At 45.6% G+C, this 15,091-nt stretch carries 14 protein-coding genes; 4 read left to right on the top strand and 10 right to left on the bottom strand.

Annotation, left to right across the window (positions count from 1 at the left end; genetic code table 11):
• Positions 1 to 80: 80 nt before the first annotated feature.
• The 3 genes from EBR25_06375 to EBR25_06365 all read right to left on the bottom strand — a co-directional run bounded on the left by EBR25_06375 (position 81) and on the right by EBR25_06365 (position 2,441).
• Positions 81 to 1,028: a S1 RNA-binding domain-containing protein gene (locus EBR25_06375; GenBank protein ID NBW40621.1), complete on the bottom strand. Its 948-nt coding sequence runs from the start codon at positions 1,026 to 1,028 to the stop codon at positions 81 to 83.
• Between the two features lie 127 nt (positions 1,029 to 1,155).
• Positions 1,156 to 1,629, bottom strand: a complete 474-nt coding sequence (locus EBR25_06370) for a DUF4442 domain-containing protein (GenBank protein NBW40620.1) — start codon at positions 1,627 to 1,629, stop codon at positions 1,156 to 1,158.
• Positions 1,630 to 1,667: 38 nt separating this feature from the next.
• A complete protein-coding gene (locus tag EBR25_06365) occupies positions 1,668 to 2,441 on the bottom strand; it encodes a methyltransferase domain-containing protein (protein ID NBW40619.1) in 774 nt (257 codons plus the stop codon).
• 91 nt (positions 2,442 to 2,532) lie between these two features.
• Between EBR25_06365 and cmoB the strand changes: the two genes are divergently transcribed.
• Complete coding sequence (gene cmoB, locus EBR25_06360) at positions 2,533 to 3,498, top strand: tRNA 5-methoxyuridine(34)/uridine 5-oxyacetic acid(34) synthase CmoB (GenBank protein ID NBW40618.1); 966 nt, start codon at positions 2,533 to 2,535, stop codon at positions 3,496 to 3,498.
• A gap of 183 nt (positions 3,499 to 3,681) precedes the next feature.
• A complete protein-coding gene (locus EBR25_06355; protein ID NBW40617.1) occupies positions 3,682 to 5,082 on the top strand; it encodes a sigma-54-dependent Fis family transcriptional regulator in 1,401 nt (466 codons plus the stop codon).
• A gap of 25 nt (positions 5,083 to 5,107) precedes the next feature.
• Here the strand turns inward: EBR25_06355 and ysxC are convergent, their stop codons facing one another.
• The 7 genes from ysxC to EBR25_06320 all read right to left on the bottom strand — a co-directional run bounded on the left by ysxC (position 5,108) and on the right by EBR25_06320 (position 13,338).
• Entirely contained in the window at positions 5,108 to 5,728 is a 621-nt protein-coding gene (gene ysxC, locus EBR25_06350) for a ribosome biogenesis GTP-binding protein YsxC (GenBank protein ID NBW40616.1), read from the bottom strand.
• A 198-nt stretch (positions 5,729 to 5,926) separates the two neighbouring features.
• Positions 5,927 to 6,604, bottom strand: coding sequence for a cytochrome C assembly protein (locus EBR25_06345; GenBank protein NBW40615.1), 678 nt, complete (start codon positions 6,602 to 6,604; stop codon positions 5,927 to 5,929).
• Between the two features lie 55 nt (positions 6,605 to 6,659).
• Complete coding sequence (gene hemW / locus EBR25_06340) at positions 6,660 to 7,847, bottom strand: radical SAM family heme chaperone HemW (GenBank protein ID NBW40614.1); 1,188 nt, start codon at positions 7,845 to 7,847, stop codon at positions 6,660 to 6,662.
• 58 nt (positions 7,848 to 7,905) lie between these two features.
• Positions 7,906 to 10,623: a preprotein translocase subunit SecA gene (gene secA / locus EBR25_06335; GenBank protein NBW40613.1), complete on the bottom strand. Its 2,718-nt coding sequence runs from the start codon at positions 10,621 to 10,623 to the stop codon at positions 7,906 to 7,908.
• A 52-nt stretch (positions 10,624 to 10,675) separates the two neighbouring features.
• The gene (locus tag EBR25_06330; GenBank protein NBW40612.1) at positions 10,676 to 10,972 is read right to left on the bottom strand and encodes a 4a-hydroxytetrahydrobiopterin dehydratase; all 297 of its coding nucleotides are present in this window, start codon (positions 10,970 to 10,972) and stop codon (positions 10,676 to 10,678) included.
• 89 nt (positions 10,973 to 11,061) lie between these two features.
• Positions 11,062 to 12,030 carry an ABC transporter ATP-binding protein gene (locus tag EBR25_06325; protein NBW40611.1) on the bottom strand — a complete coding sequence of 323 codons (969 nt, stop codon included), beginning with the start codon at positions 12,028 to 12,030 and terminating at the stop codon, positions 11,062 to 11,064.
• Positions 12,031 to 13,338: a hypothetical protein gene (locus tag EBR25_06320; GenBank protein NBW40610.1), complete on the bottom strand. Its 1,308-nt coding sequence runs from the start codon at positions 13,336 to 13,338 to the stop codon at positions 12,031 to 12,033.
• A gap of 254 nt (positions 13,339 to 13,592) precedes the next feature.
• Here EBR25_06320 and EBR25_06315 point away from each other — a divergent pair, with 254 nt between their 5' ends.
• Together EBR25_06315 and EBR25_06310 are read left to right on the top strand one after the other, a co-directional pair.
• Complete coding sequence (locus EBR25_06315; protein NBW40609.1) at positions 13,593 to 13,970, top strand: acyl-CoA thioesterase; 378 nt, start codon at positions 13,593 to 13,595, stop codon at positions 13,968 to 13,970.
• Between the two features lie 113 nt (positions 13,971 to 14,083).
• The gene (locus EBR25_06310) at positions 14,084 to 15,091 is read left to right on the top strand and encodes a hypothetical protein (protein ID NBW40608.1); all 1,008 of its coding nucleotides are present in this window, start codon (positions 14,084 to 14,086) and stop codon (positions 15,089 to 15,091) included.

The following is a 15,091-nucleotide window of genomic DNA, read 5'->3' as shown; positions in this document are numbered from 1 at the left end:
TTTAAATACTCAAAAACAAATGCATAAAAAAGGCCTCACATTGGGAGGCCTTTTTTAAACTAATGGGTTGAATGTGTAAGTTAGTCGCGACGGCGATTTCCACCACCTCTGCGATCATCACGACGATCGCCACCACGTCCACCATTGCTAGGGCGAGGTTCGCGTTCACGCTCAACGTAACCTTCAGGTTTTGGTGTGAGTGCACGCTGACTTAAACGGAATTTTCCAGTTTTCTTGTCAACCTCTACCAATTTAACTTCTAAAACTTGACCTTCTTCAAAGACACCTTCCATGGTTGGTGTTTTTTCCCAAGAGATCTCAGAAATATGCAATAAACCATCTTTACCAGGCATGAATTCAACAAATGCGCCGAAGTCGGTTATGGTTTTTACCTTACCTGAGTAAGTTGCACCTACCTCAGGAATGGCTACGATACCTTTTACGATATCCATAGCCGCTTGCATATTATCTGCGTTTTCAGATAAAATTTCAACAAAACCTTTACCATCGCGCTCTTCAATTGAGATGGTAGTTCCAGTGCGCAATTGAATATCTTGAATGATCTGCCCTACTTCCCATAATGTTCGCTTGTGCCCGTGCTTTTTGATGGTAGATGGTGCAATGCCTGCATCAGTTAAGATGGAGTAGTTAGTATCAAGAAATTCGACAAAAGCTGATCTTAATGTTGAGTTGCGAGAGATAGTTTGCGCATTCCAATCGAGAAACTCTGTGGTAACAGTAGTCATTTTTCGAGAAAAAGTAAGAAAGGTACTATCACTTTTTCTCGCCTCCGAGAGGTGCGGATGCACCTGAATTGCTTTAAGAATCTCATCTTGAATGGCTTGGATCTTTAAACTCGGACCACCCATTCTTACTGGTATTTCTCGCAAATCATCGAGTAAGGAGGATTCGAGCCTTCTCTCTACGTGAGGCTGCAATGCCCTTGATGGTGGAATGAGATGTGCTTTTCCGAGATCTGACTCCGCAGTATCGAAACCTTTGGCGTCCTTTCTTTCGTGCTGTTCCATCAAACAATCCCCTCTTTCTTCCCTTGAAAGAATCGCGAGATGGGAGATGCTAAGCAAATTTTTGTCATATGCTACGGAAAACAGAACGCTAACATCCTGAGAAAGCAGGGGGTTAGCAGCGCAGGCTCTAGCGTATGTGAGTTTTTTTCACATAGAGAATTTTATTGATTTTGCAAACGAGCTGTTCCTTCTTATCCAGCACATTGACAGAAAAGCGCGGGAAATATTTTTGCCCACTTTCAGTATGCAGCCGAATATCTTTTATCTGATCTTCGGTAATTTGCATTGTTGCTGATACGGTGCCCCTGCCTGGAGAAACATACTCAATTTCTGCACTTTTATCCCAAATAAGATAATCTTCCCCAAGATTTCTCATGAGCATAAGAGCGAAATGAGGATCAATCATTGAATAAAGACTTCCCCCAAAGTGAACTCCATGAGCATTTCGGTTATACCATCGAAGCTTCATTGAAACTCGAACTTCCCGCCAATCGGAACGTATATAATCTACTCGAATCCCGGCGCCAAGATTTGGCCCATAGAAGCTGAGGATTCGTCGCATACTTGAGGCTGATAGTCGATTGATAGCAAGTTTTCTCATGGAGCCTAAATTGTGATTACCAGAGAGATTAATACGTCCTACTTTAGGCAAAGCCAAGAGTAGAAAGAGTAGCCTTGAAGTATGGGAAGGACGGTATGGAAACCAGCGGCTTTAAGGTGCTGCTCATTCTCAGTGCTTCCAATAGGACACATTACTCCAGTTAGGCTCTCTCGCTTTCTCGCAACTTCAGAAGCAGTATATCCGTTTTGTTGCTTAAAGTCCTCGTGAAGCTCTTTGATGAGCTCAACCTCTGTAGCAGAGAGACTCGGGACTGTTTTTTCTGATATGAGAAATGCTCCTCCCGGTAATAAGGCTGAGAAGATTCTTTGTAAAATCGAGGTTCGCTCAGATGGAGGAAGAAACTGAAGAGTATAATTTGATGTTATAAAACAGCTCTCCTCGAGCGATATATCTTGTATTGAGCCATGAAGCAGCTGAATTTGTGAGCGTACTTGAAGTTGAGAGAGTTTCTGCTCTGCTTGTTCCAGCATCGCTTGCGAGTTATCGATTCCATAAATAGCTGAGCAGTGCGGGAGCCGCTTGGCGATAAGGGCTAGCGAAGTTCCCGTGGAGCAACCGAGATCATAAATAGCCTTTCCTTCGCTGTGGAACTTGACCGCACAGCTAGCAACGAGGAGTTGCAGATCAAGGTAGCCAGGCACCGATCGAGAGATCATGTCATCAAAAACAAGGGCAACCTGTTCTCCAAAAGCAAAATTTGCGGCTTCCTGGGCGGTATATATCCTGTCTTTTCGTGCCGTTTGAAGGAGGGTCGGTATCTCCTGTCCGACCTCCATATTTTTTTCTTCCATATGCTTCCTCGTGCTCTTTCATTCACCGACAAGCTTCTCTAGGCTATCAGAAGAGAATATCTTGAACAAAGGCTAAGGAAGGAAAGAATTCGTGTATCGCTATCCGGAGGAGTTAAAACAGCATCTTTTGTGGGATGAGATGACAGCTCTTCGCCGTCTACAGAAGGCAGAGTTTATAGAGATCAGCCATTGGGATCGCTATCGAGAGCTGCTTGACAACTTTCCATTCCCTTCTCAGGAGCAGCTTGAAATTCGTGATGGAGCGATGTTTTCAGTACGTGCTTCTCAGAGCTACGAGCAGGAGCACAAGGAAAAGATTAAAGAACTTCTGAGTGCGCTCATACCGTGGCGTAAGGGCCCGTTTTGTTTTCTGGGCGAAGAGATTGATGCGGAGTGGCGCTCTGACTGGAAGTGGAGCCGTATAGAGCCTCATCTGCCAGAGTTATGGAGTAGGCGCGTCGGAGATATCGGCTGTAATAACGGATATTACATGTTGCGGCTTTTGAAATATGATCCCGAAGTCATTATTGGTAGCGATCCAAGCGGTAGGTGCTTTTATCAGTTCGATCTTTTCCGTCGCTGTATCGGAGATCCTCGTCTTCTTTTTGAGCTCTTTGGAATAGAGCATCTCCATCTCTTCCCGAAATTTTTTGATGTACTCTTTTGCCTTGGCGTTCTCTATCATCGGCGTGATCCCTTTACCTCATGTCGAATGCTATTTGAATCTCTTCGTCCAAAGGGAACTCTTTTCATGGAGAGCCTGATTTATCCTGGTGAAGAGCCCATCGCATTCTCACCTCCTGATCGGTATGCGAAGATGAGAAATGTATGGTTTATTCCAACGGTACCCTGCCTAGTAACCTGGTTACAGAAAGCTGGTTTCTCAGATATCGAGGTGATTGACCACTCGACTACAACACTCAAAGAGCAAAGAAAGACTCTTTATGCTCCCTATGACAGTCTCGAAGACTTTCTCGACCCGAAAGATTCGTCTAAAACATGCGAAGGCCATCCAGCACCGCAGCGTGCAATAATCAAGGCGCTACGACGAGACTAAGAGAAGTCGACTCCTCGCACTTCTTGCATAGTCCGTATAGGACCTAGGCTCAAAAAAGCTTCCATATTTCAGTAGAATAGGAAGGCAAATGGCCACTAAAGTTTTTTCATAGGAAGCCCGATACCTCTCATATCGATGGATGTTTCCGTTCTGGTCGGAACGAGTTAGAGGAAGCGGGTTTTTATGGATAAAAAGTCAATTCTACTGGTTGAAGATGCAGAGACCCTTCGAGAGGTCTTAGCACATATTCTTGAGCAAGAGGGGTTTGATGTTGTCGCAGTTGAGTCAGTAAAGCAGGCTAAACGTCGGATACAGCAAGGTCATTTTGACTGTGTTTTGTCTGACTTTAAGTTGCCAGATGAAAATGGTCTCGACCTCCTTCGCGCCATTCGAGAGTTCGATCGAGAAACTCCTTTTCTTATAATGACTGCCTTTGGAACTATTGAAATTGCTATTGAAGCAATGCGATTAGGTGCTAACGATTTTATTCTAAAGCCATTTAATCCAGAAAGTTTACAAGAGAAGCTCCGTCAGGTCATTGAGCATAAGCAGATTGTGCAGCGATCTCGTGGGGGCATGGCGAGAAATCAGCGAAAATTTGCAACGTATAATCAGCAAACGCAGCAAGTGCTAGAGCAGGCAAAAAAGGCGGCTCGAGTGGATACTACTGTCTTTCTGCTCGGAGAAAGTGGCACCGGGAAAGAGTTGATAGCTCGCTCAATTCATAATTGGAGTGCCCGTAGTGAAGAGCCTTTCGTGGCCATTAACTGTGCTGCAATGCCAGCTGAGCTTTTAGAGAGTGAGTTTTTTGGGCATGAAGCTGGAGCATTTACGGGCGCTACACAAACTCGAATTGGCGTTCTTGAGCTCGCATCGGAAGGCACTTTATTTTTAGACGAGGTAGGAGAGATGCCACCTCAGCTGCAGGTTAAGTTATTACGAGCCCTTCAAGAACGGGAGATAAAGCGAGTCGGTGGAAACAAGACTATCCGCATTAATCCGCGAATAGTCGCGGCAACGAATATTGATATTGAAGAGGCTTTACGGCAAGGAACGCTGAGGGAAGACTTTTACTACCGTCTTGCAGTCGTTATGTTTACAATTCCGCCCCTGCGAGAGCGTCCCGAGGACATTATGCCGCTTGCAGACTACTATAGAGAGTATTTTGCGAACCGTGGAGGAAGAGAGCAGGTTCCCTTCTCTGAAGAGGCTGAGTCTTTACTCCGCTCATATCCCTGGCCCGGCAATGTTCGAGAACTTGAAAACGTGATGGAGCGAGCGATCCTCTTAGCTGGTAACGTAATTCTCCCTGAACATCTTGGCATACAGCCGCTGATTGACTTTCAGACGTTGCAAGAGGCTGCGACAACATTACCAGAAATTGTTGCACTAACGACACGTCGTGCAGAGGTAGAGTTGATTGAAAAGGTACTGCAGCAGACTGATGGCAATAAGACACAGGCAGCAAAGATCCTTGGAGTAAGTTATAAGACTCTCTTGAATAAGGTTCGTGATTATGGCCTTGAAGGAAAAAGCAAAGTGCAAGGAGAAGGAGCGGTGTCGTATGAAAGTGAGGTACGATAAATCGGACCGCTTGCTGCTGTGTTCTCTAACCCAATAGCATTAAAATTTGTTGCCATACGGGATCATGCTGATATTTCTCTCCCGAAATAATGATATCATCCGCTTGTAAATGGTACTTGTCCGCGATTGCTTTCAGACGCTTTTTTACATCGTTGCGTTTTACTTTGTCAGCTTTCGTCGCAACGATGCAGACAGGAATTCCGTATTCAAAACCGAGAGCTTGAATCGCAAGCTCATCTTCTGCTGGATCGCGGCGTATGTCATTCAGGAGAAGTATTCCCTTCAGGGGTTCACGGGATGACATATATTCCACTGTCAGTCGGCTAATGTACTCACGCTTCTTTTTTGAGAACTTTGCATAGCCAAATCCTGGAAGGTCAATCAAATGAAGAAGATGATCCTCTCCGTTCACTCGTGCAGTTACCTCATACGAGTGAAAGCTTTGTGTCTTTCCGGGTACACTGCTTGTATGAGCTAAGTTTTTACGGCCAGTAATTCTATTAAAAAGGCTTGATTTTCCAACATTTGAACGTCCGACGAATGCAACCTCAGGAATACCCTCCTGAGGCATTGCCTCTAGAGTCGGAGCAGAGCACAGGTGCTCAACCTGCAGAATCTGTATATGTGTCTCAGGGGTATTATTCATCACGAATTGGACGATGACGTATTAAGAATAGATTTCATTTTGCGTTCCAGTCGTGAACACTTGATTGCAAGATACAGCACGTATATGGCCAGAAGTGTCCAGACGAGAAAATATCCCCAGAAGAGTGCAGGGTAGGTATTGGGGGATTCTGGGCTCATAGTGCCTCCATACTTTCAAAATACAATGTGTTGTCAGGTTTCATGATGGTCTTTCCCCCATAGTTTTTGCAATGTCCGCTAATTGATATTGAAGCCACGTAACTTTGTAGCGGAGCCACACGAGAGCAATTCCAAGAGCCATAATTGCAAAAGAGCCGACATAGAAGGCATGCCGCATCATGGGATCGGGAAGCCCACCTTTTTGAACCACTTGAGGATGAAGCTGCTGAAACTGAGGGAGAAGTTTAATCGAATAAATGACCACGGGAACAGTCATGCAGGTCATTATGCCAAGCGCCGCTATGTGCGTCGGTAATTTAGGTGAGTCACCAAAGGAGCGAAAAACATTAAGACTGAGAAGAAGCAGCCAAAGTAATAAAGATGAAACAAGTCTTGGCTCTAGGGTAAATGGAGTCCCCCAGGCGGCATTTCCCCATATCATTCCAGTAAAAAGATTCAACGAGATGAAAAGGAATCCGACTTCCGCGGCGCTGCGTTGAAGAGCGTCAAACTTTGGGTTATGGGTCGCTAAGTAGCTCAGCGCTCCAATAAGTAAGAACGCAAGAGCGAGATAGCCAGCAAAAGCAGCTGGAACATGGAAATAGAAAATTCGTTGTACAGGCCCCATGATTTTTTCATCAGGAACTATCATAAACGTAAGATACAGCACGTATGTGATGCTGGCCCATACAAAGCTGATAAAGAGAGACAGATTCATGATTCCTCAAGTTTCTCGTTTACTGACGTTTCAAAAGATACGGCTGAATGAACAATCATTTCTTTTCAGTAGTCTCGATTGCTTCTCCTATGGATGCAATAAGGTCAGAGATTATCGAATCTGCCACACAGAGACCATCTTTTGTGAGCGAAAAACGCCCTTTTTCCCGACTATGTACTCCGAGCCCCTCCTCATGAAGAGCCTGTAGTCGAGTGGATAATCGTTGAGCCTCTAAGGGAGTGAGCATTGAAAATGGCTCAACGAGCTCGATTCCCTCTACACGACGGAGTCCAAGCATCAATATTTCACTGATGACATCTTCTCGAGAGAGCTGTTCTGCCCATGCTATCGGAAGTTCTTGGCGCATGAGTTGTGATCGATACTCCTCAGGACGCCTTACATTTGCCCACCGTGTCCCCTCCTCTTTGAGATATGAGTGAGCTCCTGGCCCGAGACCAAGATAGCTCTCACGCATCCAATAGTGCTCATTGTGACGGCATTGAAAGCCAGGGCGAGCAAAGTTGCTTACTTCATATTGAAAAAATCCAAATGTCGGCAAAAGTTCCATGAGGGTTTCATACTGTTCGCGGACGAGCTCATCAGACATGGGCGTAAGTGCTCCGGATGTAGCAGCTTTATAGAATGGAGTCCCTGGTTCAATGGTGAGTGAGTAGGTAGAGATATGGGCTGGATAGAGGGCTATATAGCTTTCAAGATCCCGCTTGAGCTCTGAAAGTGAGTGAACTGGAGAGCCAAAAATAATATCCATATTAATGTTCTCAAGAGACGCGCTGTGTAGACTGCTCAGCGCTGTGCGTACATCCTGCGGTGAGTGCTCTCGTCCTAGAAATGATAGAATGGCAGGCGAGAGTGATTGAACGCCAAGACTCACTCGATTGATTCTCATTTCTTGAAGTGCTTTCGCATATTGTGGCGTGATATCCTGCGGATTCGCTTCGATGGTAACTTCAACGTCATTCCAATCAATCGAGAATTCTTTTGTCAGCGCTTCATGGATGCGTGAAATAGCATCAGTGGTCAGCAGAGATGGGGTGCCTCCCCCATAAAAGACCGAGTTCACCCTTTTTTGTTGGATTTTCCCTTGGCTGGAATGGAGTCGGAGCTCTTGTATGATCGAGTTTACGAATTCCTCTTCTGGGAGTCGCTGAGTTGCATAGGTGTTGAAATCGCAGTAGGGGCAGATTTTGCTGCAATAGGGAACGTGAATATAGATGCCTATCATCGCAGCTCACCGCTAGTTGGTGGCATTATGGAACTTCATAAGCCTGTTTGCCATCTTGTTACCGCCGGCGCTTTCTACGAGCACGTTTTTGTTCCTCGCGCTTGGCTCTAATATCGTCTGGATTCTTCGTCGTAGTTGCATCGTTGCCTATCGGATCCGCTCCTGATGTGCTGGCAGACTCATGCACCATATTCATCTGCTCTTCAATTTGAGCTCTGCGTGCTTGCTCCTGTTCATAATGAGCCATGAGTTCTTCAGCAGTTGGGATTTGATAGTAAAAAAGCTTCCTGATGACATTTTGTCTCAATCGGTGGAGCATACTTTGAAAGAGAATGAAGCCCTCGCGTTGATACTCATGCTTCGGGTTTTTTTGTCCATATCCTCGCCAACCAATTCCTTCCCGCAGGTGGTCCATATCTTTCAGGTGTTGGTTCCAGAAATAGTCGAGTGTCTCAAGAAAGGTATCTTGTTCCACAGTAGAAAATTCAAGAGGCTTCTCGCTATCGCGAGAAATAGAGATAGAAATAGGCAACGCCCCAATCGCATGCAGTTTTTCACTGTGAGCGCCGAGCTGTTCGTTGTATCGCTTCCAGGCTTCTTCACGAACGAAGTCATAGAGCGTTTGTTGAGACAATTCGATTTCATCTGGGAGCGTTAGCTCGCTTCCCGTAAGAAATAGAAACTGCTCACGCAGAGCATCGAGATCCCAGTTAACGGCCTTCTGTTTTTCGTCACAGAGTGAAAAAATCATCTCCTCTAAAACGTCATCAAGTGCACCCCGAATCTCTTCCCGAATGTCGCTCTCTAGCAGTATTCTTGCACGGAGGTTGTAAATGACTTGACGCTGTTTGTTCATAACATCGTCGTACTCTGTCACATGTTTTCTGCTCTCATAATGAAATCCTTCAACTTTTCGCTGAGCATTCTCAATCGCTCGACTCAGCACTCTGCTATCCATGGCAAGACCTTCTTCCCAGCCCATACGAGTCATAATTGCTTGAAGTCGTTCGCCTCCGAATCGCTTCATGAGGTCATCCTCAAGAGATACATAGAATCGGCTAGCACCAGGATCCCCTTGTCTTCCAGCGCGACCTCGTAGCTGATTATCAATTCGCCTCGATTCATGCCGTTCGGTTCCAATAATGAAGAGTCCTCCTGCATCAAGAACCTGCTGTTTTTCAGCCGCGCACTGTTGGGCATACTCTTGAAATTTTTCCTGAAATTCAGAATCTTCATGGTCTCGTACTCCGCAATCCTTTGCTGCAAGTGCCTCAGGGTTGCCGCCCAGCATAATGTCAGTTCCTCTACCCGCCATATTCGTTGCAATGGTAACTGAACCAAGTCGACCTGCTTGCGCTACGATATCTGCCTCCTGCTCATGATGCTTAGCATTGAGGACGTGGTGATGGATTCCCTTTTTGGTAAGTTCATGAGAGAGAGACTCACTCTGCTCGATACTGATTGTCCCCACGAGAATAGGCTGCTTGGTCTTATGAGCTTCTTCAATGTCGTCAGCAACAGCTTCGTATTTCTCCTTTCGAGACCGGAAGATATAGTCGGATTGATCATCACGAACCATTGGCCTATTTGTCGGTATAACAACGACTTTAAGCTTGTAAATATCGAGAAATTCAGCCGCCTCGGTATCGGCGGTTCCCGTCATGCCACTGAGTTTTTCATACATCCGAAAGTAGTTCTGAAAGGTAATAGAAGCGAGGGTTTGATTCTCTCGAGCAATCTGTAGCCCTTCCTTGGCTTCTATCGCTTGATGCTGTCCATTTGACCAACGACGACCTGGCATCAGTCGCCCAGTGAACTCATCTACGATGATAATCTCTCCATTGCGAACTACATAATCGACATCGCGTTCAAAACTTGTATGCGCCTTCAGAGCGATGTTAACGTGATGTAACATGTCAATGTTATTAGGATCGTAGAGGTTTTCAATCGAAAGCAGCTGCTCAGCATGGGCAATTCCATCCTCTGTTAACATCGGCTGCTTGGTTTTCATGTCCAGCTCAAAGTCCGCGTTTTCTTGCAGTTTCGGAATAATTTTATTCACCGTGTAGTACTTATCGGTGGCATCTTCAGCTGGCCCAGAAATAATCAACGGAGTACGAGCCTCGTCAATCAGAATAGAGTCGACCTCATCTACAATTGCAAAGTGGTGTTCTCGTTGCATCATCTCTGAAGCCGAAAACTTCATGTTGTCTCTCAGATAGTCAAAACCAAACTCATTGTTTTGCCCATAGGTGATGTCTGAGCGATATGCTTTTCGTTTTTCTGATTCATCAAGTCCATGAAGGACTACACCCACTTCTAGTCCAAGAAACGTATAGACTTGTCCCATCCATTCCGCATCTCGTCTTGCAAGATAATCGTTCACCGTAACAACGTGGACTCCCTTCCCAGTGAGTGCATTGAGGTAGGCAGGTAATGTTGCAACAAGAGTCTTTCCTTCTCCTGTCTTCATTTCGGCAATTTTCCCTTCATGAAGGACATTCCCACCGATGAGCTGCACGTCAAAATGACGCATTTCAAGCACCCGTTTTGCTGTTTCTCGCACAACGGCGAAGGCCTCGGGTTTTATCTCATCGAGGGGCTCTTTATTGGAAATTCGCTCGCGAAAAAGACTTGTTTGATGTCTTAGCTCCTCGTCGCTCATTGCCGAGTAGCGTTTCTCAAGATCATTGATTTGAACAATGAGTGGACGAAGAGATCGAATGTATCGATCGTTACTGGTTCCGAATATCTTTTTAAGAAAAGTTTCAATCATGCCGATGTATGTGTCTTGTTTTCAGTTTTAATCTCTTACCTATATCAGCGCTCTACATCTGCTGATTATATCGCTGATTGCAGCCCGTCGCCCATTCGATGTCTTTTTCAGTAAGACCGCCAGCATCATGAGTAGTGAGGGCGATATGCAGTTTGTTGTAGACATTTCGCCACTCAGGATGATGATTAAGCTTCTCTGACATAATTGCAAGCTCTGTCATGAAGGCAAAAGTCTCGATAAAATCTGAAAAGACGAACTCCCTTACCAATGTGCCATCCTTTAGTGACCAGCCGGGTATGTCCTTAAGTTGCTCGTTGAGAGAGGCTTCTGAGAGGTTTCCTTTGGTCATACGTTATGCTCCAGATCGAAGGTTATACCTATAATGGGCAGGGACTAGTTCTCCTATTGTTCTTGGGAGTGAATGAAAACGCAAGATAATCAGTAGCTCATGCCCTTATCTTCTTGCATGCCGTCTTTTTCTTCCTTGATCTTCCTCAGGTAGAGGCTCATAGCGTCAGTCAGGGTGGGCTCTCCCTCGACGATAGGTATCTCGTAATCGGAGTTCTTTTGGAGTGTCTTGAGGACGGTATCTTTGACCATCTGTGACGAAGCAATTCGAATGGTGTCACCTGAGCGCCTCAGAAAGCAGTGTGGCAGGGCTATTTGAAGTGCTTCATAGGCCCGTTCGTAATCTGGGACGCCGCTGATCCGGAGAAAATGAGGGCAAAGATCTTGGCTGATCCTCTTAGGAGAGCCTGTGGTTCTTACGGTACCGTCTTCGAGAACAATCATTTCGTCGGCGAGTAGCTCCATCACATCCATACGATGTGAGGAGATAATGAACGACATCTTACTTCCATAGCTTCTGATAAGCTCTATGAGTTCATGGGTTCGCTGGATATCGAGACCATCGAAAGGTTCATCAAAGAGAAAAAGCCTCGGCTGAGAGAAGAAGCCAGCGGCAGTCTGAACCCTTTGTCTTTGCCCCTTGGAAAGCTCTCTTCCCTTCTTATGAAGAAGCTCTTCGAGCTCTAGGATCTCAAGAATGGATTGTCCTTCTTTGAAGAGATAGTGGGGAGAACCTGCTTTTAGTCGGCACCATAATTTTAGGTATTCCTTCACGGTGATATCACTAAAGACGGCTCCGGTCTCAGGACAAAATGCCATATCTCTGTCTGGAACGAGCCGTGTTGCATTCGGTCCTTTTTGTGCGAGCAATCTCCCGCTATCTGCTGGAATGAGCTCCAGAATTGCTTTGATGAAGGTCGATTTGCCAGCGCCATTATGCCCAATAATCCCGATGATATTCCCTCTCACTTGTAATTCGTGAATACGAAGGGCAAGTGTCCTCTCGTAGCTGACACATAAGTTCTCAGCTTCAATGGTGAGTGGATTCCGATATTCCATCTAGAGCGCCTCCAGATGTGCGGCAAACCACCGAGTGTTCGATCGTAGCAGTGCAGTGATGAGTATAAGAGTTAAAAGTGTATTCACGGCGATGATGTCGAGTGGTGGCTGAAAGATGGGTGCAATGATAATTGGAATAATACTGACTATCGGAAGGGACGCGATAATGTGTCGGAGTATAATCCCCGATTCTCCAAAGAAGAAAGAGAATAGCCAGAATGCACCTCCAAGAGCAGCGAGCATCAAGGGGATAAAGCGGTAAGCAAATGAAAATACATAAACACGATGCTTAAGATCGGCAAGCGAAGAGACGAGCGCTGCCAAGCTAAAAGTGCTGGTCAGTGCTGCTATCCAAAGTATCATATGCCCAATATCTTTCTGGAATATGCCACCCCACTGTTCAGATTCCCCTACTGAGCTAAATAAAAAGTATGTTGGTGGAATGGTAGCGAGCAAGAAGGTAAGCACTCGAAGTAAAGTAACAATCCAAATCGCGGAGTAGAATTCACTTTTTCCCAGGGCAGCCACCATCGGAAAAAGTGCTCCACTTTTCGCGAAGTAATCAAGGACTTTGCGATGTGCTTTTACCGCTAGCCACAGTCCTATAATGATTATACTTGAGATACTGACCAGGAGTGAGACTTCAAATGAGATATTGCTGAGTTGCACGGGATCTTCGTATCCGCGCGCCATGAAGAACTGGGTTCCTAATAAGCGAAAGAATTCATAGCGCTTTTCAAATACCATCAGTGCTTCTTGTTCGATGGGCGAGTCAAACGAGAGCTGATTAACGAGAAGCAGGCCGATGAGACTATAGATATTCACGCGAGGAGGGCGCTCCTCTGGATGAAGCACAATATCAGGTTTGCAATCCTGCTGACAAATATGGAGTCGCTCAAAGTTGCCATTAAAAAGCTCAACATATTGTGTGACATCAATTTCATCTGGATTTTTAACATGGAGCGCGACATCAAGACGATCCGGCATGCAGGTATTGGTTTGTGGGGGCAATTCAAAAACCGCTCCATGTTCATCTGAAAATCCCTGCCATCGACACACTTCAATTGCGGCGAGTCGAGCTCCTGAACCGTAGACCAGTTTCCTAAGAAAGCTATTCTCTTGCAGTGTTTTGACATGCTTTTGCATATCTTCGGGAGTCCGAGTGATTTGAGAGAGAATGATCGTAGTGCCGATGAGCTGAGCTGTCATCAGCATCAAGCTTAAAATGAGTGGAAACAGAAGAAGTGAGATAAAGAGCCGTGGGATTCGAAGGAGAGCTAGGGCGAGTCGAAATCCAGGCAGAATCATTTAATTCTCTCACTTTCAGAAACAGAATAAAGCATGAGGCTATTCATTATTATACTCTTTATGCGCTGGAAGCGGTATGATGAGTCATGGAAAAGCATTGAAAATTCGGTTGATATTCGACTTTTCCCCATGTCTGAGTTCTGATCTAACAGGAAAGGGGTGTATGCCTTTTCTGGTGCCAAGTTTGAAGTTATGCTGACCGAGCTTTGTTTTTAATTTGTTAGCTCCGCCCAGGGACATTAGAGAGAAGTATTATGAGTAAGAAGTATGTTGAACCAGCGATTCGAATGGTGATGATGCCTCGTGATACGAATCATCTCGGAAGTATCTTTGGTGGCCATATCCTAAGCCTGATTGACCAAGCTGCTGGTATAGAGGCACGTCGCAATGCTCCGAAGAAATTCGTCACAAAGGTAATGCGAGAAGTGGAGTTCATTGCTCCCGTTTTTGTGGGAGATCTGGTTAGTTTTTATACAGAAACTACGAAGGTGGGAAGAACCTCAGTTACGATACGAGTAGAAGTGATTGCGTTGCGAGGAGAGGATTCTATTACGGAACAAAAGGTCACAGCAGCGGAAGTCGTAATGGTAGCCGTTAATCGTCAGGGACAATCAGTGCCACTTACTTCATAAGCTTCTGGAGGATCAAGGTTTTTTCTCCGTAATATCAGTGAACTAGCACTTTATAAAGAACACTATCGTCTGTTCTTCCCATAACAGTACCGTACGGTTTTATGGGTTGTTCTATGGGTTGTTCAGATCAATTACATGCAGAGACAGAGGAGCAAGCAGAGGGCTTGAAGGCGCCTGTTTCCATAACTCCCGTTCTTTCTCGTGAAAATGCTGCGATTCCTTCCTCAGAAGATCTCTACGGAGAGGGCGAGGCGTTAAAGGGCGGTGAAGACAGGCCCTTTGTTCCACAAAGTGAATTAAACGATATTTATGATGGCTACGCCTTCAAGGTTGTTCGACTCGCAAATAAGGCTCCCATAAAAAGTTCTTCGTTGAATGATAAGGTGTATATGATTCAACACCTTGCTCGTTGTGCGGCTTTGCATCATAGAGTCAATCAAGAGCGGTTGTCTGGTATACTGAAGAACGGATGTCTCACGGGCGCAAAGATTGGTGCTGCTGTAAGTACAGGAGCGCTCAGTGACATGATAAAAACTTTTTTGATGAATTCTCCCTCGAAAGACTCTTCTCTTTCTGCATTTTTAGCCGTTGCTGAGTCAGAAGTTTTGTTTCACGCTGGGTTGTCTACTGGATTGAGTGGGAAGCCCCTTGTGCATCTGACTTCATTTCGAGAGAGCTCATTATCGAGAATGCTTCCTCTTGATTGCGATCAGAAATCCCTACTGGAGCTCATTCAACTGGCCATGAGAAGTGGCTATGAAGAAGCAATGTTCGGAAGGCCAATGAGCCCATCTTCTTACGATCTTCTTCGGCATGTCGGTGTGTATGCAGAGTCTCTGACAGTGTATTTACATTCAATGCTTGCTCTTTTAGAGGAGGAGTCTGGCGTCGAAGTGAAGAGCTGGTTTCCTAAGGGCAAGGAGTTCAAGGAGATTGCGCGGCAACGCAATCGTTGGGGACAGAGTCCCTTCGTGTATGACTCATCCACAGAGGTGTCTCAGGAAGTTCTTCACGCATTATCTGAGTACTATGTCGAGCGATATGGACTTATAGAGTCAGAGGCGAATCTACGCCGTTCAGCACTCATTCGTAAGATTTTTCCGACAGCTACGGTTGCTTAA

The organism is bacterium (genome assembly GCA_009926305.1).
Classification (GTDB): Bacteria; Bdellovibrionota_C; UBA2361; order UBA2361; family RFPC01; genus RFPC01.
The sequence above is the reverse complement of the archived record's forward strand: the minus strand, read 5'-3'. Positions and strand labels throughout refer to the sequence as shown.